At 41.0% G+C, this 23,870-nt stretch carries 27 protein-coding genes; 12 read left to right on the top strand and 15 right to left on the bottom strand.

The window, feature by feature from the left end; translation table 11 throughout:
- Positions 1-505: 505 nt before the first annotated feature.
- Together ACPEEM_RS11765 and ACPEEM_RS11760 are read left to right on the top strand one after the other, a co-directional pair.
- Entirely contained in the window at positions 506-1,882 is a 1,377-nt protein-coding gene (locus tag ACPEEM_RS11765) for a GntP family permease (protein WP_424407178.1), read from the top strand.
- Between the two features lie 14 nt (positions 1,883-1,896).
- The gene (locus ACPEEM_RS11760) at positions 1,897-3,045 is read left to right on the top strand and encodes a glycerate kinase (RefSeq protein WP_424407176.1); all 1,149 of its coding nucleotides are present in this window, start codon (positions 1,897-1,899) and stop codon (positions 3,043-3,045) included.
- A gap of 61 nt (positions 3,046-3,106) precedes the next feature.
- Here the strand turns inward: ACPEEM_RS11760 and rplA are convergent, their stop codons facing one another.
- The 13 genes from rplA to fkpA all read right to left on the bottom strand — a co-directional run bounded on the left by rplA (position 3,107) and on the right by fkpA (position 12,840).
- On the bottom strand, positions 3,107-3,796 hold the full coding sequence (gene rplA / locus ACPEEM_RS11755; protein WP_424402229.1) for a 50S ribosomal protein L1: 690 nt from the start codon (positions 3,794-3,796) through the stop codon (positions 3,107-3,109).
- A 4-nt stretch (positions 3,797-3,800) separates the two neighbouring features.
- Positions 3,801-4,229 (bottom strand): 50S ribosomal protein L11, encoded by a 429-nt coding sequence (gene rplK / locus ACPEEM_RS11750; protein WP_424405234.1) that lies wholly within the window; start codon positions 4,227-4,229, stop codon positions 3,801-3,803.
- Positions 4,230-4,459: 230 nt separating this feature from the next.
- A complete protein-coding gene (gene nusG / locus ACPEEM_RS11745; RefSeq protein WP_424402227.1) occupies positions 4,460-5,014 on the bottom strand; it encodes a transcription termination/antitermination protein NusG in 555 nt (184 codons plus the stop codon).
- 1 nt (position 5,015) lies between these two features.
- A complete protein-coding gene (gene secE, locus ACPEEM_RS11740; protein WP_424402226.1) occupies positions 5,016-5,426 on the bottom strand; it encodes a preprotein translocase subunit SecE in 411 nt (136 codons plus the stop codon).
- Positions 5,427-5,686: 260 nt separating this feature from the next.
- A complete protein-coding gene (gene tuf / locus ACPEEM_RS11735) occupies positions 5,687-6,871 on the bottom strand; it encodes an elongation factor Tu (RefSeq protein ID WP_424402093.1) in 1,185 nt (394 codons plus the stop codon).
- A gap of 59 nt (positions 6,872-6,930) precedes the next feature.
- Positions 6,931-9,033 (bottom strand): elongation factor G, encoded by a 2,103-nt coding sequence (fusA, locus tag ACPEEM_RS11730; protein ID WP_424402225.1) that lies wholly within the window; start codon positions 9,031-9,033, stop codon positions 6,931-6,933.
- Between the two features lie 101 nt (positions 9,034-9,134).
- Positions 9,135-9,605 carry a 30S ribosomal protein S7 gene (gene rpsG, locus ACPEEM_RS11725; RefSeq protein ID WP_424402224.1) on the bottom strand — a complete coding sequence of 157 codons (471 nt, stop codon included), beginning with the start codon at positions 9,603-9,605 and terminating at the stop codon, positions 9,135-9,137.
- A 136-nt stretch (positions 9,606-9,741) separates the two neighbouring features.
- Complete coding sequence (gene rpsL / locus ACPEEM_RS11720; protein ID WP_005717858.1) at positions 9,742-10,116, bottom strand: 30S ribosomal protein S12; 375 nt, start codon at positions 10,114-10,116, stop codon at positions 9,742-9,744.
- Positions 10,117-10,332: 216 nt separating this feature from the next.
- The gene (locus ACPEEM_RS11715; protein ID WP_424407174.1) at positions 10,333-10,620 is read right to left on the bottom strand and encodes a DsrH/TusB family sulfur relay protein; all 288 of its coding nucleotides are present in this window, start codon (positions 10,618-10,620) and stop codon (positions 10,333-10,335) included.
- Between the two features lie 8 nt (positions 10,621-10,628).
- On the bottom strand, positions 10,629-10,991 hold the full coding sequence (tusC, locus tag ACPEEM_RS11710; protein ID WP_424402222.1) for a sulfurtransferase complex subunit TusC: 363 nt from the start codon (positions 10,989-10,991) through the stop codon (positions 10,629-10,631).
- On the bottom strand, positions 10,988-11,368 hold the full coding sequence (gene tusD, locus ACPEEM_RS11705) for a sulfurtransferase complex subunit TusD (RefSeq protein ID WP_424402221.1): 381 nt from the start codon (positions 11,366-11,368) through the stop codon (positions 10,988-10,990). The genes tusC and tusD overlap by 4 nt, the downstream gene beginning before the upstream one ends.
- Entirely contained in the window at positions 11,368-12,042 is a 675-nt protein-coding gene (locus ACPEEM_RS11700; RefSeq protein WP_424402220.1) for a helix-turn-helix transcriptional regulator, read from the bottom strand. Before ACPEEM_RS11700 ends, tusD begins: the two co-directional genes overlap by 1 nt.
- An 81-nt stretch (positions 12,043-12,123) precedes the next feature.
- Positions 12,124-12,840 (bottom strand): FKBP-type peptidyl-prolyl cis-trans isomerase, encoded by a 717-nt coding sequence (fkpA, locus tag ACPEEM_RS11695; RefSeq protein WP_424407172.1) that lies wholly within the window; start codon positions 12,838-12,840, stop codon positions 12,124-12,126.
- A gap of 87 nt (positions 12,841-12,927) precedes the next feature.
- Between fkpA and ACPEEM_RS11690 the strand changes: the two genes are divergently transcribed.
- The 4 genes from ACPEEM_RS11690 (at position 12,928) to ACPEEM_RS11675 (ending at position 15,395) form a co-directional block, all read left to right on the top strand.
- Complete coding sequence (locus ACPEEM_RS11690) at positions 12,928-13,149, top strand: SlyX family protein (protein WP_424402218.1); 222 nt, start codon at positions 12,928-12,930, stop codon at positions 13,147-13,149.
- A gap of 209 nt (positions 13,150-13,358) precedes the next feature.
- Positions 13,359-14,255: a DNA-binding transcriptional regulator OxyR gene (gene oxyR / locus ACPEEM_RS11685; RefSeq protein WP_424402217.1), complete on the top strand. Its 897-nt coding sequence runs from the start codon at positions 13,359-13,361 to the stop codon at positions 14,253-14,255.
- A 9-nt stretch (positions 14,256-14,264) separates the two neighbouring features.
- Positions 14,265-14,885, top strand: coding sequence for an HTH-type transcriptional repressor FabR (gene fabR, locus ACPEEM_RS11680; protein ID WP_424402216.1), 621 nt, complete (start codon positions 14,265-14,267; stop codon positions 14,883-14,885).
- Positions 14,886-14,891: 6 nt separating this feature from the next.
- On the top strand, positions 14,892-15,395 hold the full coding sequence (locus tag ACPEEM_RS11675; RefSeq protein WP_424405230.1) for a protein disulfide oxidoreductase: 504 nt from the start codon (positions 14,892-14,894) through the stop codon (positions 15,393-15,395).
- 33 nt (positions 15,396-15,428) lie between these two features.
- Here ACPEEM_RS11675 and deoR read toward each other — a convergent pair whose 3' ends face one another.
- Both deoR and deoC read right to left on the bottom strand, forming a co-directional pair.
- Positions 15,429-16,154, bottom strand: a complete 726-nt coding sequence (gene deoR, locus ACPEEM_RS11670) for a DNA-binding transcriptional repressor DeoR (RefSeq protein WP_424402214.1) — start codon at positions 16,152-16,154, stop codon at positions 15,429-15,431.
- A 24-nt stretch (positions 16,155-16,178) separates the two neighbouring features.
- Entirely contained in the window at positions 16,179-16,850 is a 672-nt protein-coding gene (deoC, locus tag ACPEEM_RS11665; RefSeq protein ID WP_424405229.1) for a deoxyribose-phosphate aldolase, read from the bottom strand.
- A gap of 567 nt (positions 16,851-17,417) precedes the next feature.
- Between deoC and rfaD the strand changes: the two genes are divergently transcribed.
- The 6 genes from rfaD to ACPEEM_RS11635 all read left to right on the top strand — a co-directional run bounded on the left by rfaD (position 17,418) and on the right by ACPEEM_RS11635 (position 23,805).
- A complete protein-coding gene (gene rfaD, locus ACPEEM_RS11660) occupies positions 17,418-18,350 on the top strand; it encodes an ADP-glyceromanno-heptose 6-epimerase (protein WP_424402212.1) in 933 nt (310 codons plus the stop codon).
- A 171-nt stretch (positions 18,351-18,521) separates the two neighbouring features.
- Positions 18,522-18,689, top strand: a complete 168-nt coding sequence (locus ACPEEM_RS11655) for a hypothetical protein (protein WP_424402211.1) — start codon at positions 18,522-18,524, stop codon at positions 18,687-18,689.
- Between the two features lie 245 nt (positions 18,690-18,934).
- Complete coding sequence (gene uhpT, locus ACPEEM_RS11650; RefSeq protein ID WP_424402210.1) at positions 18,935-20,314, top strand: hexose-6-phosphate:phosphate antiporter; 1,380 nt, start codon at positions 18,935-18,937, stop codon at positions 20,312-20,314.
- Positions 20,315-20,381: 67 nt separating this feature from the next.
- Positions 20,382-20,987, top strand: a complete 606-nt coding sequence (locus ACPEEM_RS11645; protein WP_424402209.1) for a response regulator — start codon at positions 20,382-20,384, stop codon at positions 20,985-20,987.
- A complete protein-coding gene (gene uhpB, locus ACPEEM_RS11640) occupies positions 20,984-22,510 on the top strand; it encodes a signal transduction histidine-protein kinase/phosphatase UhpB (protein ID WP_424407171.1) in 1,527 nt (508 codons plus the stop codon). Before ACPEEM_RS11645 ends, uhpB begins: the two co-directional genes overlap by 4 nt.
- 2 nt (positions 22,511-22,512) lie before the next feature.
- Positions 22,513-23,805, top strand: a complete 1,293-nt coding sequence (locus tag ACPEEM_RS11635; RefSeq protein ID WP_424402207.1) for an MFS transporter — start codon at positions 22,513-22,515, stop codon at positions 23,803-23,805.
- Positions 23,806-23,870: the final 65 nt, after the last annotated feature.

The following is a 23,870-nucleotide window of genomic DNA, read 5'->3' as shown; positions in this document are numbered from 1 at the left end:
AAAAATGACCGCACTTTGGTACGACTATTTTGTGAGGCTAAGGTGTCCAGAAGCAGAAAATTCTGTCTGTTCACCATCTACGTAGGGCAAATTAAGAGATGATATCCATCATTTCACCTACGGTCTCGGACGGGGCTTGAATGTGGTCAAGCACCATCAACCATTTCATCATCTAGAATGACAAAATTCAGGAGCGAAATTCTAATAGAATTACACCTTGTTGTAAAGTTTTTTATTAAAAAATGTACGATACCTGTCTTGAATTTCCTATTCACAGCACAACGAGTAATCCGCAAAAACGTTACGCTATATCGTAGAAGATCAGATTTTTACTTACACCACAAAATAAATATGATATATAAACTACATCTTGATCGGTTTTGTCATCAAGATCTAGCCTTACACTGTAAGCGATTGAGATAACAAATTTATTTCTCTTCCTTACCTCAACACAACAAGAATCAATCTGCTTTGTGCTTCTACAATAAATAATTAGGAGGTTACTATGAGTGGTATTGCATTAATCTGTGTCTTTGTCATTGCCATCATTGTCATGATCTGGCTTATCGCCAAAGTGAATGTTCATCCTTTTCTTGCCTTAATGTCCATTTCTCTCGCCCTCGCGTTTATTGCGGGCATTCCACTTGCTAAAATTCCAGCCATGATCGGAGATGGCTTTAGTGGGATGTTTAAAAGCATTGGGATTGTGATTATTTTTGGTGCCATCATTGGTATGGTGCTTGAAAAAACAGGGGTGGCAATGAAATTAGCCGATCTGGTGGTTAAGCTCGTCGGGCATAAAAACCCAGAATTGGCGATGTTAATTATGGGCTGGGTTGTGGGAGTTCCTGTTTTTTGCGACAGTGGTTTCGTTGTGCTTAACCCGATTCGAGAAGCGTTACGTAAAAAAATTCTTGCCAATCCGCTTGGCATGACCGTGGCATTAAGTGCAGGGCTTTATGCTTCTCATGTGTTTATTCCGCCTACACCAGGACCAATTGCTGCAGCAGGTGCGGTTGGGCTAAGCCATAACCTATTATTAGTGATTGGCATAGGCGTTTTAGTTTCCATACCCGTTCTTTTTGCCAGCTACCTGTTTGCGAAATGGGTCAGTCGGAATATGACCTTAACGGAAGAAAATCCTGATGACCTCATTGCGAAAAGTTATGATGAGTTACTAAAACAATACGGCAGCTTACCCTCTGGTACCTTAAGCCTTGCCCCAATCTGTGCCCCAATTTTCCTAATGGCATTAGGTTCTATCAGTAAAATTCTTGAAATCAGTGGCGATCTCGGTATTTTACTGCAGTTTTTAGGTCATCCAATTATTGCGTTAGCCATTGGCGTCATTTTTTCCATCCTCTTATTAATTAAAACACATAAAGTTGGCGACTTTGATCAACTCACCAATGACACCCTAAAACTCGTTGGTCCAATCTTATTTATCACTGCCGCTGGCGGGGTGCTTGGCAAAGTGATTACTCAAGCGGGCTTTGTGGAATATATTAAGCAAAATGCACATATTATCAGCACCGCAGGCATTTTCTTTCCATTCTTAATTGCTGCCATTTTAAAAAGTGCACAAGGAAGCTCAACGGTGGCAATTATTACCACGGCGTCCATCATGGGCATGTTTCACGCACAAGATTCCTTAATGAATGCACTCGGTTTAACCTCGGAAATGGCAGCCGCCTTAACGGTGATGGCGATTTCATCAGGGGCGATGTGTGTATCCCATGCTAATGATAGCTATTATTGGGTCGTCACTAACTTCAGTAAGATGACACCACAACAAGGTTACCGCACACAAACCACCTTAACATTTATTATGGGAATAGTGGGGATCATCACCGTTTATCTACTTTCACTCATTCTATTGTAATAAGGAATACACTTATGCGAATTGTCATTGCACCTGATGCTTTCAAAGAAAGTTTAACCGCACTTGAAGTGGCAACCGCCATTAAAGAAGGATTACAAAAAATATTACCCGACTCGAGCTATGACCTTGTTCCAATGGCAGATGGCGGTGAAGGGACAGTACAGTCTTTAGTGGATGCAACACAAGGTGAATTCATTTATACCGAAGTTACTGCCCCATTAGGCAATCCTATTCAAGGCTTTTTTGGCTTATCCGGTGATAAGCAAACCGCCATTATCGAGATGGCAGCGGCGTCAGGCTTACACTTAGTGCCGATAAATCAACGCAATCCGCTAAAAACCACCAGTTTCGGGACAGGGCAACTCATTCGTTCAGCACTGGATTTAGGGGTAAAAAAAATTATTCTGGGCATTGGTGGAAGTGCGACGAATGACGGTGGTGTGGGCATGTTGCAAGCACTGGGAGCAACCTTTCTCGATCAATATAATCAACCCATTGGATTTGGTGGCGAACAATTACAAGCGATCATGCGTATTGATTTATCTCAACTAGATCATCGCTTATCACAGGTTGAAATTGAGGTGGCTTGTGATGTGAACAACCCTTTATGCGGTCCTCGTGGTGCAGCTGCCGTATTTGGACCACAAAAAGGGGCAACCGCAGAGATAGTGAAGATTTTAGATAATGCACTACTTCATTTCTCACACATTGTAGAACAACAATATCAACGCAATATTCGAGATCATATTGGTGCAGGTGCCGCAGGGGGAATGGGAGGCGGACTACTATTACTGCCGAATGTCTCATTAAAATCAGGGGTTGATATTGTGATGAATGCGGTAAAACTGCAACAGGTTATTGCCAATTCAGACTTAGTGATTACAGGAGAAGGGGGAATGGACAGTCAGACCGTACACGGAAAAACCCCCGCAGGCGTGGCTAAAATGGCTAAACAATATCACAAACCTGTGATTGCCATCGTAGGCAGTCTCAAAGAAGATTACGAAGTGGTTTATCAAGCGGGTATTGATGCTGTTTTCCCAATTATACGCCAAGTGGGCGGACTGGAAGCGACCTTAAAGTGCGGTCGAAAAAATTTAATTTCCACCGCACAAAACATCGCTCGATTATATTTACTTGCCAATCATATGCCGAAGGCATAACCGCTAGGCATAAAAAAAGTGCAATGAAAACATTGCACTTTTTCTTTTTCAAAACAACGAATTAAAGTGAAGCTTGATCAACCGCTACACCTGCACCCATTGTAGTAGAAATACTTACTTTCTTGATGAATACACCTTTAGATGTTGTCGGTTTCGCTTTCGCTAACGCCGCTAATAAGGCTTGTAAGTTTTCTTTTAATTGTTCTTCGCTAAAGTTAACTTTACCGATTGTGGTGTGGATGATACCGTTTTTATCATTGCGGTAACGAACCTGACCAGACTTCGCATTTTTCACTGCATCAGCAACGTTTGGTGTTACAGTACCAACTTTAGGGTTTGGCATTAAACCACGTGGACCTAAAATTTGACCTAATTGACCAACAACACGCATCGCATCTGGAGAAGCGATAACCACGTCGAAGTTCATTTCACCTTTTTTCACTAATTCAGCTAAATCTTCCATACCTACTAAATCAGCACCCGCTTCTTTAGCAGCTTCTGCGTTAGCACCTTGAGTGAACACAGCTACACGTACAGAACGACCAGTACCATGTGGTAATACTGTTGCACCACGTACGTTTTGGTCAGATTTACGAGGGTCAATCCCTAAGTTAACCGCAACGTCAACGCTTTCAACGAATTTAGCAGTAGCAAATTGTTTTAATACTGCGATTGCTTCATTGATTTCATAGGCTTTTGTAGAGTCGACTGCCGCCTTGATTGCTTTCATTTTTTTAGTCAATTTAGCCATCGTATTATTCCTCCACTACTAAGCCCATTGAGCGAGCAGTACCAGCGATTGATTTCATTTTGGTTTCGATAGTGCTACCTGTCATATCGGCTGCTTTTGTTTCAGCGATTTGACGGATTTGATCTAAAGTCACTTTACCCACTTTCTCTTTGTTTGGTTTACCAGAACCAGACTTGATACCAGCCGCTTTTTTCAATAATACTGCTGCTGGAGGTGTTTTAGTGATGAAAGTGAATGAACGGTCTGCATACACAGTGATAACAACTGGAATCGGTAAACCTTTTTCTAAGCTCTCAGTACGAGCGTTGAATGCTTTACAGAATTCCATAATATTCACACCTTGTTGACCTAATGCAGGACCAACTGGTGGTGAAGGGTTAGCCATACCTGCTGCAACTTGCAACTTAACATAGGCTTGTACTTTTTTTGCCATTTTTAGCTTCCTCTAGAATGGGTAATAACGCTATTGCTAGCTCCCCAGTTTACACAAAATACGAACGAGAAAACTCGCTCATAAATAGACTGCGGATTCTACTGAAATTTAGAACGCTTTTCAAGCGACTTTCATAGATTACAACAAATTTATAATCGTGCTTTAAGATAAGCATAAAAATAGGGACAATGCATGCCCCCATTCCAACACCTATATTCAATCAATATGCATTAGCCGTTTTGTTTTTCTACTTGGCTAAACTCAAGTTCAACCGGTGTTGCACGTCCAAAGATAGAAACAGAGACTTTTAAACGACCTTTTTCATAATCAACTTCTTCAACTGTACCGTTAAAGTCAGCAAATGGTCCTTCCGTCACACGCACTTCTTCACCTGGTTGGAATTCTTTTCTATGACGTGGTCTTTCTGAACTTTCTTGTAAACGATTTAAAATGCGATCCGCTTCACGCTGAGAGATCGGTGCAGGTTTATCTGCTGTGCCACCGATAAAACCCATCACACGTGGTACACTACGCACCAAATGCCAAGTTTCATCATTCATTTCCATTTGTACTAAGACATAGCCTGGGAAAAATTTACGTTCACTTTTACGTCTTTTCCCTGCTACATTTTCAACCACTTCTTCAGTAGGTACCAATACTTCACCAAATTGTTCTTCCATTTGATGTAGCTTAATATATTCACGCAAAGTGGCGGCAACACGACCTTCAAAACCAGAAAAAGCCTGTAACACATACCAACGTTTTTTGGTTGCTGTTTCTGTCATCTTAGAACCTCAAATCTGTTAAGAAAGTAATTAACGCAACAATAACCGAATCCAATCCCCAAAGGATTAAAGACACAAGAATCGTTACACCTGCTACAATGAGTGTCGTCTGCATTGCTTCTGGACGTGTTGGCCAGACAATTTTTCTTAATTCAATTCTCGATTCACTAAAGAAATGACGTGCTTTGACACCTTGATTGGTCAAAATTGCAATACCCAATGCAATCAGCAATAACACCACTACACCCACAACACGAATTGGGGTAGAAAATTGCTCTACAAGATAAATATTACCTAACGCCGCTGTTGCAATGACAACAATAACGAGAAACCACAAAAAGCCATTTAAGCCCTTTGATTTTTGGCTCTCAACTTCCTGCGTATTTTTCTTTTTATCAATTTCTAACGCCATAATTTAATCCATTACTTTAACTTAAATAGGGGATTCGTTTCTGAACGCGTGATTGTAGCACTTTATTTAAAAAATGCATATTAAAATTACAGTTGAACATTAAATTTTTCAACCACCTTCATCGGATATCTTTACCAAAGATGATAATAAAGTGCGGTGTATTTTAGAAAAGTTTTGTCAACTGAATTGCGGCATAACATGACAAGAATAAAAACAAAAGGCGTACCTTTCGATACGCCTCTTTAGCAAGTTAAGCAAAATTATTTGATAATTTTAGCTACAACACCTGCACCTACTGTACGACCACCTTCACGAATCGCAAAGCGTAAACCTTGGTCCATCGCGATTGGGTGAATCAAGCTTACTGTCATCTTGATGTTGTCGCCTGGCATTACCATCTCTACGCCTTCTGGTAACTCAATTGTACCTGTTACGTCAGTTGTACGGAAGTAGAACTGTGGACGGTAACCTTTGAAGAATGGAGTATGACGTCCACCTTCTTCTTTTGATAATACGTAAACTTCTGATTCAAAGTCTGTGTGTGGTGTGATTGAACCTGGTTTCGCTAATACTTGACCACGTTCGATTTCTTCACGTTTTGTACCACGTAATAACGCACCAACGTTCTCACCCGCACGACCTTCGTCTAATAATTTACGGAACATCTCAACACCCGTTACTGTGGTTTTTGTGGTTTCTTTAATACCCACAATTTCAACCTCTTCACCAGTACGGATGATACCACGCTCAACACGACCTGTTACTACTGTACCACGACCAGAAATTGAGAACACGTCTTCGATTGGAAGAAGGAACGGTTGGTCTACTGCACGCTCTGGCTCTGGAATGTAAGTGTCTAAGTGGTTCGCTAATTCAAGAATTTTCTCTTCCCACTCTGGCACGCCGTTTAACGCTTGTAACGCTGAACCACGTACGATTGGAGTGTCATCACCTGGGAAGTCATATTGAGAAAGAAGTTCACGCACTTCCATTTCAACTAATTCTAATAACTCTTCATCATCTACCATGTCGCATTTGTTTAAGAATACGATGATGTAAGGTACACCTACTTGGCGACCTAAAAGGATGTGTTCACGAGTTTGTGGCATAGGACCATCTGTTGCCGCTACAACTAAGATAGCACCGTCCATTTGTGCTGCACCTGTGATCATGTTTTTCACATAGTCAGCGTGTCCCGGACAGTCAACGTGTGCGTAGTGACGAGTTTCTGTATCGTATTCTACGTGTGAAGTGTTGATGGTGATACCACGCGCTTTTTCTTCTGGCGCGTTATCGATTTGGTCGAATGCACGAGCAGCACCGCCGTAGTGTTTTGCTAATACTGTTGTGATTGCTGCTGTTAAAGTTGTTTTACCATGGTCAACGTGGCCGATTGTACCCACGTTTACGTGCGGTTTTGTACGTTCAAATTTTTCTTTAGACACGATTAAGTTTCCTCAGTAGATACCACAAGCCATTATGACTTGTGGTTTGTTAAACAAAATTATTTTTTGCGAGCTTCAATGATTGCATCTGCAACGTTTTTCGGTGCTTCAGCATACTTCAATGGTTCCATGGAGTATGAAGCACGACCTTGAGTTTGTGAACGAAGGTCAGTTGCATAACCAAACATCTCTGAAAGTGGTACTTCTGCATTGATCTTCACAACAAATTCATTTGCTTCTTGGCCATTCACCATCGCACGACGACGGCTTAAGTCACCAATTACATCACCAACATAATCTGGTGGAGTTTCAACTTCTACTTTCATGATTGGCTCAAGAAGAACTGGGTTTGCTTTTGCGAACGCTGCTTTAAATGCTAATGACGCTGCAAGTTTAAACGCAAGCTCAGATGAGTCCACATCATGGTATGAACCGAAGTGTAAACGTACACCTAAATCTACTACTGGATAGCCCGCTAATGGACCAGATTTAAGCTGTTCTTGGATACCTTTATCTACCGCAGGGATGTATTCACCAGGGATCACACCACCTTTGATTTCATTGACGAATTCATAACCAGGACCTTCTGGGTCTAATGGATATAAGTCGATAACAACATGACCGTATTGACCACGACCACCAGATTGTTTTGCGTGTTTACCTTCAACATCGTTAACACGAGTACGGATAGTTTCACGGTAAGATACTTGTGGTTTACCAATGTTCGCTTCGACTTTGAACTCACGACGCATACGGTCAACGATAATATCTAAGTGTAACTCACCCATACCAGAGATAATTGTTTCACCAGATTCTTCATCAGTGTGTACACGGAATGAAGGGTCTTCTTGTGCTAAACGACCTAATGCAAGACCCATTTTTTCTTGGTCTGCTTTTGTTTTTGGTTCAACTGCAACAGAGATTACTGGCTCTGGGAATTCCATACGCTCAAGGATGATTGGTGCATCTTGTGCACATAATGTATCACCTGTACCAACATCTTTCAAACCGATAGCGGCTGCGATATCACCCGCACGAACTTCTTTGATTTCTTCACGTTTGTTTGCGTGCATCTGTACGATACGACCAAAACGTTCACGTTTATCTTTTACAGAGTTTAATACTGTATCACCAGAATTGATAACACCTGAGTAAACACGGAAGAAGGTTAAGTTACCTACGAATGGGTCAGTTGCAATTTTAAATGCAAGTGCTGCAAATGGCTCATCATCGCTTGCGTGACGCTCGCCTTCTGTTTCATCAGGGTTAATACCTTTGATTGCTGGAATATCTGTTGGTGCTGGTAAATAATCAATTACCGCATCAAGCATTGCCTGAACACCTTTATTTTTGAATGCAGAACCACAGCAAACTGGAATGACTTCACCTGCTAATACACGTTGACGTAAACCTGCTTTGATTTCTTCTTCTGTTAACTCTTCACCGCCAAGGTATTTTTCCATCAATTCTTCTGATGCTTCAGCGGCAGATTCAACTAAGTTTTGACGCCATTCTTCACAAGCATCAAGCATATCTGCTGGAATATCTTCATAGGTAAATGTCATACCTTGGTCAGCTTCATTCCAGTTGATGGCTTTCATTTTTAATAAGTCAACAACACCAACGAATGAATCTTCTGCACCGATTGGAAGTTGAAGAGGAACTGAGTTACCACCTAAACGTGCTTTGATTTGCTCAACAACACGTAGGAAGTTTGCACCAGTACGGTCCATTTTATTCACGAACGCAATACGTGGAACTTGATATTTATTTGCTTGACGCCATACGGTTTCAGATTGTGGCTGAACACCACCAACCGCACAGTAAACCATAACTGCACCGTCAAGAACACGCATAGAACGTTCTACTTCGATAGTGAAGTCTACGTGTCCTGGGGTATCAATTACGTTGATACGGTGTTGTGGATATTGCTGAGACATCCCAGACCAGAACGCAGTTGTTGCAGCAGAAGTGATTGTAATACCACGCTCTTGCTCTTGTTCCATCCAGTCCATTGTAGCTGCACCATCGTGCACCTCACCGATTTTATGACTCACGCCTGTATAAAATAAGATACGCTCAGATGTCGTTGTTTTACCTGCATCAATGTGCGCACTAATACCGATGTTACGGTAGCGTGAAATAGGGGTTGTACGTGCCATTCTTATTTCCTTGCTGGAATTAAATATGAAATTTCAAATATGTATAAGGCTTCACCACATAATTAAATGAGATGAAGCCTGAAAACGTAGTTGCTAAAAAATTACCAACGGTAATGAGCAAACGCTTTGTTAGCTTCAGCCATGCGGTGAACGTCTTCACGTTTTTTCACTGCTGCACCTTTGTTTTCTGATGCATCAGATAATTCATTTGCTAAACGTAAAGCCATTGATTTATCACCACGTTTACGTGCCGCTTCAACGATCCAACGCATACCGAGTGCGTTACGACGAACTGGACGTACTTCAACTGGTACTTGATAGGTAGAACCACCCACACGACGAGATTTTACCTCAACAGTTGGGCGTACGTTGTCAAGTGCTGCTTCAAAAGCTTCTAATGCTTCTTTACCAGTACGTTGTGCTAACGTATCTAATGCACTGTAAACGATTTTTTCTGCGATAGATTTTTTACCATCTACCATTAAAACATTAATAAATTTTGCAAGTAATTCTGATCCGAACTTTGGATCTGGAAGAATCTTGCGTGGTTCAATACTACGACGACGTGGCATTGCGAATTTCTCCGTAATTAATCTTCAGGATTTTCCAAAACTCTACATTTTGCGATAAATATCGCCTTTTGACTGGAGTTTATGGTTTAAATAGTTTTACTAATTTAGACGTTTGGCCTTACTTAACGGAGAACCATTAAGATTTAGGACGTTTAACGCCGTATTTAGAACGACCTTGTTTACGATCTTTCACGCCAGCACAGTCTAATGCACCGCGTACAGTGTGATAACGCACACCTGGTAAGTCTTTAACACGACCGCCACGGATAAGCACAACACTGTGCTCTTGAAGGTTGTGACCTTCACCGCCGATATAAGAGGTTACTTCGTAACCGTTAGTTAAACGAATACGGCATACTTTACGTAATGCTGAGTTCGGTTTTTTAGGTGTAGTTGTGTATACACGTGTGCACACACCACGTTTCTGCGGGCAAGCCTCTAATGCAGGAACGTTACTTTTTACAACCTTTTTCACACGCGGTTTGCGTACTAGCTGGTTGATAGTTGCCATTAAAAAAGCTCCAGTTTTAACAATTATTCATTAATAGAATGTTTATACGTAATTCTATTTCATACAGAAATAGACGTGCTATTATAAAGAGGTCGTGTAAATAATGTCAAGAATTAGACGAATCTAATTTGGATGGGGAAAAATGGGACGATTTGAGTAAAACTTTTTTGAAATTGACCGCACTTTTCTTTTTCATAGATCATGTGGTTATGCCGATTAAAGTGCAAATTGTGGGGTGTGAATTTCCGTTAATTTAACCAGTTCAGCCAGTGAAAGAGATGTTAGCTGAGGCATGGTGCTGACAACATGGCTTAAATTTCTCGCATCAATATCTAAGTCTAAGACATAACAAGGGGCGTTTAAGTGTAAAAAGGCTTGGGGATATTTAAGCATCAAATAGACCCCATCTTGCCACAACACAATGGCATCGTCGTTTTTGGCTTGTTGAAGGTAAGCAGTTAATTCACTTTCCAGATAAACCGATTTGGAAAAAGTATAAAGCATGGGTGTTCCTAAAAAGTTAGTATCTTTTCGGCTTGGCTTAATAAAGTCAATATCGTTGCACGATCTTTGATGACACAGTCAATCACACAATTGGCAATGTCTATTTTTGCCATTTCTAAGGATTCTTGGCACACATAACGCCGCTCTATTTCGTATAAATCTAACAGTTTGAGCACACTGGTAACGTCTTTTTGCAAAATCTTCTCTGATTGTTGCTGTGTGAGTAAATTAAACACGCCATCATCTAAAAAAAAGACACCAATATCTTCTTCATAACAAAATGCACTGGCGGCAAGTAAGGCATCTAACCCTTCACGAGTTGTGGCAGTACCGAAGGGCGTAGAACGAAACACAAACGCTAATTTCATCATAAAACAATCACCCTTTCTGCCTCTAGCGTGGCTTTCGCAAACTCACCAAGCCCCGCTAAAACAAAATGAGGGGCGAGATTGTTATCTGCTTGCGTAGCTGAAGTGATTTCATCCACCACGCCACGACGCTGTGCCGCTGCCACACACAAATGTAAAGGGATTTGGTGCTGTTTAGCCAAATGTTGCCAAGCTTTTTGTAAATGAAATTCATCATTTGCAGGATAAACGAAACCATTACCATGGTTCACGCCCTCTTGGAAAAAGAACACTTGACTGAGTTGATGCCCTTGTTCCAAGAGAGCTTGTGCCAATTGGTAGGCTAAAAAACTCCCTTGGCAACCATAAACAGGCTGTTTAACACATAGCACATAACGCATTATTTATGTTCTTCCGCATCTTGTTTAACTTGGCGAATATATAAATACACGGTATGACGTGAAATATCTAAACGCTCGGCCACAAGATTAATTGAATCTTTAATATCAAAAATGCCTTTTTCATACAGCGAAATGACAATTTGGCGATTTTTGTTATTGTTGGACACCATTCTATCTGCTGTCACTTCTTCTATGGTTTTTTCCACAGTTTGAGCCACCAGATCTTCCACTGAACTGGCAAAATTCACGGCTGACGTAGCTTGCTGTTCAGGGGTAGGCATTAAGGCTTGCATGAATTGGGAAAAGGGAACATCTAAATTAATGTTAATACATAATAAGCCAATAATACGTTGCTGATGGTTACGAATCGCAATGGTGACAGATTTCATTAAGCCGTTGCTTTTAGCACGCGTAAAATAAGGCTTCGACACACTGTCTGTTTGCATATTATGTAGGGATTTTAAAGCAAGATCGGTAATAGGTGCCCCGATTTGACGATGGGTATTGTGCCCATTTGCAATACAAATTGTAGAACGCTCAATATCTTCTAAAGAATGCAAGACAATTTCGCAGTGGCTACCAATTAAAGCACTTACACCATCTACGACAGCTCGATAAGAGTTGACGATTGTGCGATCTTCATCTGTAAAAGGGCGTTTATCCGTTAACATCATTCTTCTCTCAATAATTTCTCCAGAAATGACCGCACTTTCATGAAATTGACGGATAGCAAGTGCGGTCTTTTTTCATATGTTTTACTCTGATTTTACATCAATGACATCAACATCGAAATGTAACGTCGCATTCGGTGGAATGGTGCCTGCACCTTGCTCACCATAAGCCAATTCAGGTGGCAACACGAGCTCAATTTTGCCCCCTTTTTTCACTAATTGTAGCCCTTCTGTCCAACCTGCAACCACTTGATTGAGTTTAAAAGAAATAGGTTTGCCACGTGAACTGTCAAAAACATCGCCATTCGGTAATTTGCCTGTATAGTTGACGGTTACCTTATCTGTTGGCTTAATCACTTCACCTTGACCTTCACTCACGATTTTATACAACAAGCCCGATGCGGTTTTTTTCACATCTTTTTGTTTAGCAAAGTTAGCACGATATTTTTCGCCCTCTGATTTGGCTTGTTCACCGATTTTTTTAATTTGTGCTTGTTGTTCTTGCTCTAATTTCGTTTGAATATTTTGTAATGTTTGTTGTAATTTTTCACTTTTAGCCAGTTCCACTTTGCCGTTTAACACATCTTCTACACCAGCTAACACTTTTTTATGATCATAATTCACAATGTCTTTTTGTGAATCAATAATGGCTTTTAAGTTTGTGCCTAACAAGGTACCCAACGCATAAGAGGCTTCATCATGAAATTGTTTATCTGTGTTTTTTGTTTCTGCAAAGGTTGCTTGAGAAACCACCGCACCGACGAAAAGTGCAAGCATTGAATATTTTTGAATTTTAAACATTCGGATTATTCCTTTATAATGAAAAAATGAATTTAAATAGGTTAAAACGTATTTTGTAAATGTACAACCTTTATTTGGAGTTTTATTATGCCAATTGAAAAAAAATTAGAACAACGTATCGCAGAATTAGAGATGAAAACCACATTTCAGGAAAATTTATTAGAAGAACTTAATGAAGCCTTAATTGCTCAACAATTTGCGATGGATAAAATGCAAGTTCAATTACGTTATTTGGTGAATAAATTAAAAGATATGCAACCGTCTAATATTGCCAGTCAAGCAGAAGAAACCCCTCCGCCTCATTATTAACCACTGAAATTCCGTCAAAATAGACCGCACTTTTTCTTTTTTTTCGCACTCGGCATTCTTATGGCTTCTCAATCCCTTATTTCTTATTGAGAAAGATGAAAAAATAAATGAAAAGTCCTATGACTCCTTTATGAATTACATCAAAATTTATGATATAGTCTTGACCTATCAATCCAATCTTATTTGTTTCTTTTAATCCTGAGGTAAGAATGAATATCCGTGATTTAGAATATCTCGTCGCTCTTGCTGAGCATAAACACTTTCGCCGTGCAGCAGATGCTTGCCATGTCAGCCAACCGACATTAAGTGGACAAATCAGAAAATTAGAAGATGAACTTGGCATTATTCTGTTAGAAAGAACGAGTCGTAAAGTGTTATTCACACAATCAGGCTTACTTCTCGTGGATCAAGCCAAAACAGTGTTGCGTGAAGTGAAAATTCTCAAGGAAATGGCAAGTAATCAAGGAAAAGAAATGACGGGGCCATTACACATTGGCGTCATTCCTACCGTCGGGCCTTATTTATTGCCCTATATCATGCCTGTGATTAAAGAAGCCTTCCCTGAATTAGAATTATTTTTATATGAAGCACAAACCCAACAACTGATTGAACAGCTTGAAACGGGGCATTTAGACTGTGCCGTGGTCGCCTCTGTACGAGAAACAGAAAGTTTTATTGAAGTGCCGATTTTCAATGAAAGAATGTTACTCGCCGTGTCGGAAAACCACCCTTGGGCAAATGAATCTTCCATCAAAATGAGTAAATTAAATGGCTCTGAAATTTTAATGTTAGATGATGGGCATTGCTTACGGGATCAAACTATTGGCTATTGCTTCAGTGCAGGAGCAAGAGAAAACTCACATTTCCAAGCCACCAGTTTAGAAACTTTACGCAACATGGTAGCGGCAAATGCAGGCATTACCTTAATGCCAGAGCTTGCCGTGATGAATGAGGGAGCCAGAACAGGGGTAAAATATATTCCTTGCCATTCCCCAGAACCTATTCGCACCATTTTATTAATTTATCGTCCTGGTTCGCCATTGCGTAATCGTTATGAGCGTATTGCACAAACTATCAGTGCATCTGTCCGATCTATTTTGTCCTAAGGACAACCTATGGCTGGCATCAGAGCATTACAAAAAGAAAAAACAAGGCGAGCATTAATTGATGCCGCCTTTAACCAACTGACCGCAGAGCAAAGCTTCTCTAATTTAAGTTTACGTGAAGTGGCTCGTGAAGCAGGTATTGCGGCAACCTCCTTTTATCGCCACTTTAAAGACATGGACGAATTAGGCTTAACCATGGTTGATGAAGCAGGCTTGGTGCTGCGTCAATTAATGCGACAAGCACGTAAACGTTTAGAAAAAGGGGGCAGTGTCATTACCATTTCTGTGGATACCTTCTTTGAGTTTATTAACAATAACCCCAATATGTTTCGCTTACTACTGCGAGAAAGCTCAGGCACCTCACAAGCATTTCGTACCGCAGCAGCACGAGAAATCAAACATTTTGTGGATGAATTAGCCGAATATATTGCTCACCGCAATGGTTATTCACAATACATTGCTTATGTGCAAGCGGAAGGCATGGTAACCATTGTGTTTACGGCGGGAGCCAATGCCTTAGATATGGGAAAAAATGAGCGTGACCAATTAAAAGAACGGGTCATTTTACAATTACGCATGCTAGCCAAAGGCGGCGAACATGCCAGCCATAAAATCAAAACAGATAAATAAGGCAACATGGCAAAGATCAAAAAATTTCTCAGACACATTATCACATTGTCGCTGAGTCTATTGATAGTCAGCGTGATCATGGATGTTATCCGTCAACCCGAAATGCCTGAACAGGCAAATCACCTTCTCCTGCGAGACTTACAACAACGCCCGTTTTTCCTTGCCCAGCTCAACCAAACAGAACCCGTGATTTTGTATTTCTGGGGAAGTTGGTGCGGCTATTGCCAATATACCTCTCCTACGATACAGACACTGGCACAAGAAGGGGTAAATGTCGTCAGTGTTGCACTTCGTTCGGGAACGGATGAGCAAGTGCAAACCTATTTAGATGAGCATCACTATCAGTTTACTACGGTCAACGATGAAGATGGGACAATCAGCAAACAATGGCAAGTTCAAGTAACGCCAACGATCATTATTTTAGATAAAGGAAAAATGGCATTTGCTACCACAGGCTTAACCAGCTATTGGGGCTTAAAAGTGCGGTTATTTTTGACAAGATTTTTTTAATGTGACTGTAAACAAGACACTAAAGAAAAAACACTAACGAAATGCCTCAGGAATGGGTTTATCGCAAATGCATAAATCGAAATCGGCATAATCGGCAATATAGGCTTGTTCCACCACACCAAACTTTGAATGGTCGACGACTAAAATAGACTGTTTGCTTTTTGCCATGGCAATTTGTTTCGCTTTCGATTCCTCAAAATTAAAGCAAGTGACCCCCTGTTTGAGATCCACACCTGCCGCAGAAATAAAGGCTTTGGTAAAACAAATTGCATCAAACTCAGAACGACGTTGAATGGGCGTTAAAAAGGCATTGTGGCGAGAATAACGACCGCCTGACAAAATCAGGTCGCAACGGGGATTATCCTGTAACGCCAAAAAGACGTTGATTGAACAACAAAGTGCGGTAAATTTTATGGAAGGATCAATTTGAGAAACCACGAAGGGAATGGTAGAACCACAGTCAAAAAACACAACATCGCCTTCTTGAACCAATGCCGCAGCATCCTTACCAACTTGCATTTTTTCAGCGATATTCTTGTCTTGATGTTCAAAGATCTGATAGCCATGCCTACCACGCCCTTGCGGATCCCTAACGATATAACCACCGAGTAACTGAATTGAGCCTGAATTCGCGTTTAAATCCCGCCGAATGGTCATTTCTGACACATTTAAAATTTCAGCCGCATCCCGCAGATGAATTTTATCCATTTGCTTTAGCAAAAATTCAAGTTTCTGCACACGCGAATTTAGCTTATCCATAAAACAGGCTCAATAAATCACTATTTAATAATGACTTGTCATGTCAGTTAAACCGTTAATGATTGCTATCCCTGCACTTGCACCAATACGGGTTGCCCCTGCATTGATCATCGCCACAGCCGTTTCCGTATCACGGATGCCACCTGAGGCTTTTACTCCAATTTCACCAACCGTTTGCTTCATCAGTGCAACATCGTCCACAGTGGCACCGCCTTTGCTAAAACCAGTTGATGTCTTCACAAAAGCGACGTGTAATTCTCGACAAATTTCACACGCTTTTACGATCTCGTCTTTTGTTAATAAACACGTTTCTAAAATCACTTTTAGGGGTTTCTCACCGCATGCCACTAACACATCAGCAATATCGGCTTTAACGGCATTCCATTTGCCTGATTTGATCCACCCAACATTGATCACCATATCAATTTCATCGGCACCCGCTTGAATCGCTTCCTTCGCTTCAAACGCTTTAACAACCGTTAAATTGGCACCCAATGGAAAACCTACCACGGTACAAATTTTCACATTCGTCCCTTTTAATCTTTCTTTGGCTAAAGGGATATAACCCGAATTAATACAAACAGACCAAAATTGATTTTCTACCGCTTCATCACAAAGTTGCAAAATGTCTTTTTCATTTTTTTCTGCCGTTAAGGCGGTATGGTCAATAAACTGTGCAATATCTTTTGCTTTCATTTTATTCCTCATTATTCATATGACAAATCCATTCTGTCATATCATACCGAAAAAAAAATCTAAAAACGTTGATCAATGTAACTTTTTTAACATTTATTTACAAACGCGCGGCATTTTAATGATTTCTGTGCCTTTTACAACATTTTTTTATGAATTTTTTCACTTTTTGCTTAAGAAATAGCAACCGATTGCCTTATCCTCTTGATCCTACAAAAAAATAAGAACAATTCCTATTAAACTGTTCTGTTTTTGAACAACTTCATTTTATCTGAATAATTCGCAAACAAAGTGAAGAGCATTTAGACAAAGAGGCATTAAAAAAGAAAAGGGGAATTTGTCTCTATTATGTCGCATCAGAAAGGGATTTTTGAGAAAAAATCCTATTACCATGGGATCGTAAGAAAATGAAAGAAAGATCACATTCAATCAAAACAAAAAAGGCATCTGAGCTGATTTAGCCTGTGAAAATCCCAACAAGAATTTACCAATTAAAGGTAAAAATACTTAAACAACCCCCTGAAAATCCATTACAATACGAGCAGTATTAAGCAACAGAGGACAAGATTTATGATTATCGTAACGGGCGGTGCGGGCTTTATTGGAAGTAACATTGTAAAAGCCTTAAATGAGTTAGGGCGTACCGATATTTTAGTGGTAGATAATTTAAAAGATGGCACAAAATTTGCCAATTTAGTGGATTTGGATATTGCCGATTATTGTGATAAAGAAGACTTTATTGCCTCAATTGTCGCTGGGGATGATTTGGGTGATATTGATGTGATCTTCCATGAGGGAGCTTGCTCAGCCACCACCGAATGGGACGGCAAATACATCATGCATAACAACTATGAGTATTCAAAAGAGTTACTGCATTATTGTTTAGATCGTGAAATTCCTTTCTTCTATGCCTCATCTGCGGCGACTTATGGCGATAAAACAGAATTCCGTGAAGAACGTGAATTTGAAGGGCCGCTAAATGTGTACGGTTATTCCAAATTCTTATTTGATCAATATGTACGTGCCATTTTACCTGAAGCCAACTCACCTGTGTGTGGCTTCCGTTATTTTAATGTGTATGGCCCACGTGAAAACCACAAAGGCTCAATGGCAAGTGTGGCATTCCATTTAAATAACCAAATTTTGCAAGGGGAAAATCCAAAATTATTCGCAGGAAGCGAGCACTTCCGTCGTGATTTTGTGTATGTGGGCGATGTGGCTGCCGTGAATATTTGGTGCTGGCAAAACAAGGTTTCAGGCATTTATAACTTGGGAACAGGCAATGCGGAATCTTTCCAAGAAGTGGCTAAAGCTGTCGTGAAATTCCACGGCAAAACGGAAAAAAATATTGAAACCATTCCTTTCCCAGAACATTTAAAAAGCCGTTACCAAGAATACACCCAAGCGAATTTAGACAAATTGCGTGCCGCAGGTTATGACAAACCGTTTAAAACAGTGGCAGAAGGGGTGGCAGAATATATGGCGTGGTTAAACCGCAAATAAGATTTAGCCCCTTAATCTCATTAGATAGCGTTCTTATTAGGACGCTATTTTTTTATCCCAAAAACTTGCTCATACACTCACTATCACCCTATTAAAAATGATGATAAAATAACCACCACACATCTTGCCGTGTTTGATCATCTCTCATTAAAACAAAAGGAATCATTTAACATGAATGAATTATTAGAGAATTTCTCTGTTGGTCTTCCGATAGCCGTCGCCATCGCCTGTTTCGTCTTCGGGCTGAAAACAAAAAATCTTGTCTTCCGAATTGTATTTTTTATCCTGTTTATTGTTGGTGCCGTTTTTGCGTTAAGCCAAGTTGGACTGCCACAATAGTCACACACAGTAGGAAATGGCTATTTGATGATTCATAATAGCCACTTTCTGATGCCAGAAAATAAAAAAGTGCGGTTAAAATTTTTGATTTTTTAACCGCACTTTTGTGACCTATCTCACAAAAAATGGATTTCCAGCCCAAAACTAAGCATTATTCCTAGTTCAGTTAAAGGATCTTCTCACGCCAATCACCACAGATTTTCTTATAGTGGCAAGCATATTTTTTTCATTCAATGAGGCAAGATATGCTTAACTTTTTACAAGAAGTCAGAAAACCGACGCTGGATTTGCCAGTGGAAGAACGTCGCAAAATGTGGTTTAAACCCTTTATGCAATCTTATTTGGTGGTGTTTATTGGTTATATGGCGATGTACTTAATTCGCAAAAATTTCAATATTGCACAAAATGATTTAATCGAAACCTACGGTTTAACCAAAACCCAACTCGGCATGATAGGCTTAGGCTTTTCCATTACTTATGGGGTGGGGAAAACCCTTGTCTCTTACTATGCCGACGGCAAAAATACCAAACAGTTCGTGCCTTTCATGCTGATTTTATCCGCCATTTGTATGCTGGGTTTTAGTGCAAGCATGGGCGGTGGCAGCGTGAGTTTATTTTTAATGATCGCCTTTTATGCGTTAAGTGGCTTTTTTCAAAGCACAGGGGGGCCTTCAAGTTATTCCACCATCACAAAATGGACGCCACGCAAAAAACGAGGCACCTATTTAGGCTTTTGGAATCTTTCTCACAATGTGGGTGGGGCAGCTGCGGCAGCCGTTGCTTTATTCGGGGCGAATGTGTTCTTTAATGGACACGTAGTCGGAATGTTTGTGTTCCCGTCGATTATTGCCTTAATTATTGGTTTTTGGGGCTTACGCTATGGCAGTGATTCCCCTGAAGCCTATGGTTTAGGAAAAGCAGAAGAATTATTTGGTGAACCGTTAAGCGAAGAAGATCTCGCCACCGAGCAAAATCAATTAACCAAATGGCAAACCTTCGTGCAATATATTTTGAAAAACAAAGTCATTTGGTTGTTATGTTTTGCCAATATTTTCTTATATATCGTGCGTATTGGTATCGATCAATGGTCGCCTGTGTATGCTTATCAAGAATTAGGCTTTTCCAAAGATGCCGCTATTTCTGGTTTCGCCTTATTTGAAGTGGGGGCGTTGGTCGGTACTTTCCTATGGGGCTATTTGTCCGACTTAGCGAACGGTCGCCGTGGCTTAACGGCTTGTGTGGCATTAATTTTAATTGTGTTTACGTTGGAATTTTATCAATTTGCCACCAATGAAGTGATGTATTTATGTGCCTTATTTGCATTAGGTTTCTTGGTGTTCGGTCCGCAGTTGTTAATCGGTGTTGCCGCCGTGGGCTTTGTACCGAAAAAAGCCATCAGCGTGGCAGATGGGGTAAAAGGAACCTTTGCTTACTTAATTGGTGATAGCTTTGCCAAATTAGGCTTAGGTATGATTGCCGATGGCACGCCGATTTTCGGTTTAACGGGTTGGGCTGGCACCTTTGCGGCTCTGAATATTTCAGCAATCGTTTGTATGGTCTTATTGGGGTTTGTTGCCATTGCGGAAGAGAAGAAAATCCGTAAAATAAAAGCTCAGTCCAAATAACGCAAAAGAGTATCACAGAAAAGTGCGGTTAAATTGACCGCACTTTTTCATTTTGAGGATAATAGACATGATTAAGGTGGCTTTAATTGATGACCACATCATTGTGCGATCAGGCTTTGCTCAATTACTCGCCTTAGAAACGGATATTCAAGTGGTAGGCGAATTTGGTTCAGCAAAAGAGGCACGTCAGCAACTGCCTTGTGTGCGTCCTGATGTGTGCATTATTGATATTTCCATGCCCGATGAAACAGGGCTTGCCCTACTCAAAGACATTCCCTCTGGCATTCATTGTATTATGCTCAGTGTGAATGATTCAGAAATGATGGTACGAAAAGCCTTAGAATTGGGAGCAAAGGGCTATTTAAGTAAACGTTGTCACCCCGATGAACTGATTCAAGCCGTGCATGCGGTGTTTGCTGGTGGGCTTTATTTAATGCCTGAATTGACCTTAAAACTGGTCAATCCTACTTCACCTTGCACCCAACAACTCACCAAGCGGGAACAAGAGGTGTGCGAACTTTTAACCGCAGGCTTTAATGCGAAAGAAATTGCCGAGCAACTGAATTTGAGTTTTAAAACCGTTCATGTTCATCGTGCCAATGCCATGAGCAAACTCAATGTCAAAAATAACGTGGAACTTGCCAATTTCTTTCATGACGCTGAACGCCTATGAACACGCTGTTCAGCCTCCTTTATAGCTGGTTTCTGATCACTTGCACTTATTTTTGTTTGTGGGGTGTGGCTGATTATTTGTTGCAAGATACCCGTTTAGCCTTTCTGTTTTTACCTTTTGCTTTACGTCTTGGACTGTGTTTGCACCTTCGCCCCACATTGTGGCTTGCCCCTTTACTGGCAGAAAGTACGGTGCTGCTTTTTGTCTCTTTCGCAGAACATACCCAAGCTTATTTGCCGTTGCTCTTATTAAGTGCGGTCAGTTTCCCAATCGTTTTCTTGATTCAACCTTATTATCAAGGCAATCAAGGATTTAAATTACTGTTACAAGGCATATTGGCACTCAGTTTAAGTCTGCTCAATGCTTTGGTGCTGTTTTGTTTAAATGCCCCTTTCGCTTACAGTATGTTGGTGAGTTTTACGGGTGCCTTATTGCTGTTACCCATGTGCTATCTCTTGCAGGATTTTCTCTTTGCACGCCAATGGGTGCCACTCACCGCCCGAGTTATCCACCACCCGATTACCTTACGCAGTAAACATATTGTGGTCTATACCCTACTTTTGATTTTAAACATTCTGATCCAAACCTATTTGCCTGAGGAATTTAACCGCTTTAGCTTATTCTTTTTAGCCATTCCGATCATTTTATTGGCGTATTATTATGGCTGGCAGGGGGCATTATTGGGATCCTTAATTAACAGTGTGGCATTAATTGCCTCTACCCAACATTTCTCCCATCTGGATTTAACGGATTTACTTCTTTCCCTTTGTACACAAACCATCACGGGGATTTTTCTTGGGCTTGCCATTCAACGGCAACGGGAACTTAACCAGCATTTAGGCATGGAACTTAAGCGTAACCGATCCCTCACTCACCAATTGATCAGCAGTGAAGAAAACATTCGTAAAGAACTTGCCCGTGAATTGCACGATCAAATCGGACAAAACATCACCGCCATTCGCACCCAAGCAAATATTTTGAAACGTCTGAATCCACAAGCTCGGGAGCAACAATCTGCCACTATGATTGAGCAATTATCATTAAATATTTACGACAGCGTCAGGGGCTTGCTCAATCGCTTGCGGCCTCGTGTGTTGGACGATTTGCCTCTGCAACAAGTGCTACAAAATGTGTTAGACGAATTAGGTTTAGCCCAACAACATATTCACTGCCAGTTTGAATGGCATAATCCTCAGCACTTAAGCCTTGATCCCTTGTTAGAAATCACCCTTTACCGTCTCTATCAAGAAGCGTTAAATAACATCATCAAACACGCCCAAGCCAGTGAAATTCACATTGCCATTCATATTGGTCAACAAGTGATACTGTCTATTCAAGATAATGGCAAAGGCTTTGATCCAGAACAGCCTGTTTCGGGATTAGGCTTGCGTGGTATGCAAGAGCGAGTGGCACTCATTGGGGGAGAATTTCATCTCCGTTCTAAAATGGCTAGCACCCCGACACAGCCCCTTTCCCCGTCACCACAAGGCACATCTCTTGTGATCACATTACCGCGATTTTAACTATGACGATACAAAACTTTTCTGAAATTGACCGCACTTATCGCTACTGGCGTTTACATCTGATGCTCGCCATGTATGTGGGCTATGCGGGTTTTTATCTCACCCGTAAAAGTCTCAATTATGCCATGCCTGCTTTAATGGACGATTTAAGCATAGATAAAAATGCCATTGGGTTGATGGCAACCTTGTTTTATCTGACCTACGGCTTATCTAAATTTTTCTCAGGGCTATTTTCGGACCAAGCCAATCCACGCTACATTATGGCAATGGGTTTGATGATGACAGGTATCACCAATATTTTATTCGGTTTATCCAGCTCCGTGTTGATGTTAACAGGGCTTTGGATCATCAATGCGTGGTTTCAAGGCTGGGGCTGGCCTGCCTGTTCTAAATTTTTAACCACATGGTATTCCCGTAGCGAACGGGGTTTCTGGTGGTCAATTTGGAATACCGCACACAATGTCGGTGGTGCATTAATTCCCCTCATTGTTGGTTATCTCACCTTACATTACAGCTGGCGACAAGGTTTTATCGTGGCAGGGGTGCTCGTCATTCTGATCAGTCTCTTTTTACTCTGGCGTTTGCCAAGTCCCCCAACGGCACTGGGCTTGCCAAGCATTGGGCAATGGCGTAACGACCCGTTAGAACTGATGCAAGAAGCAGAAGGTCAACATTTAACTTGGCGTCAAATCTTGCGAGATTATGTGTTCTATAACAAATATATTTGGTTGCTCGCCATGAGCTATGCCTTAGTGTATTTAGTCCGCACGGCAATCAATGATTGGGGAAATCTCTATTTAAGCGAACGCTATCATTATGATCTTGTCCGAGCAAACACCGCACTTTCACTGTTTGAAATTGGCGGATTTGCGGGATCGTTAGTGGCAGGCTGGGGCTCAGACAAACTGTTTTCCAGCAATCGAGGCCCCATGGCATTGGTGTTTGCCATTGGTATTTTCTTCTCCATTACAGCCCTTTGGTTAATGCCTAAAGAAAATATGCTACTCCAATCTGGCTTATTTTTCTGTGTTGGCTTTTTTGTGTTTGGTCCACAAATGTTAATCGGCATGGCTGCGGCAGAATGTTCACATAAAAAAACCGCAGGCACAGCCACAGGTTTTGTCGGTCTTTTTGCGTATCTCGGTGCTGCACTTGCAGGCTACCCTCTTGCACTCATCACACAAACCTTTCATTGGACAGGCTTTTTTATCGTCATCTCTTGCTGTGCTTTTGCTATCGCCTTACTGCTCTTGCCTTTTTTAACGGTACAACCTAACGCTCATCAAAGACAATAAAGGCGTTGCCACAAGGCTTCACCACAATTTTACGTTGACTTTGTGCTTGTTGCCGTTAGAATATT

The organism is Pasteurella pantherarum (assembly GCF_049670885.1).
In the GTDB taxonomy this organism is placed as follows: Bacteria; Pseudomonadota; Gammaproteobacteria; order Enterobacterales; family Pasteurellaceae; genus Pasteurella.
Note: the sequence above shows the minus strand (reverse complement) of the source record. Positions and strands in the feature narration are given on the sequence as shown.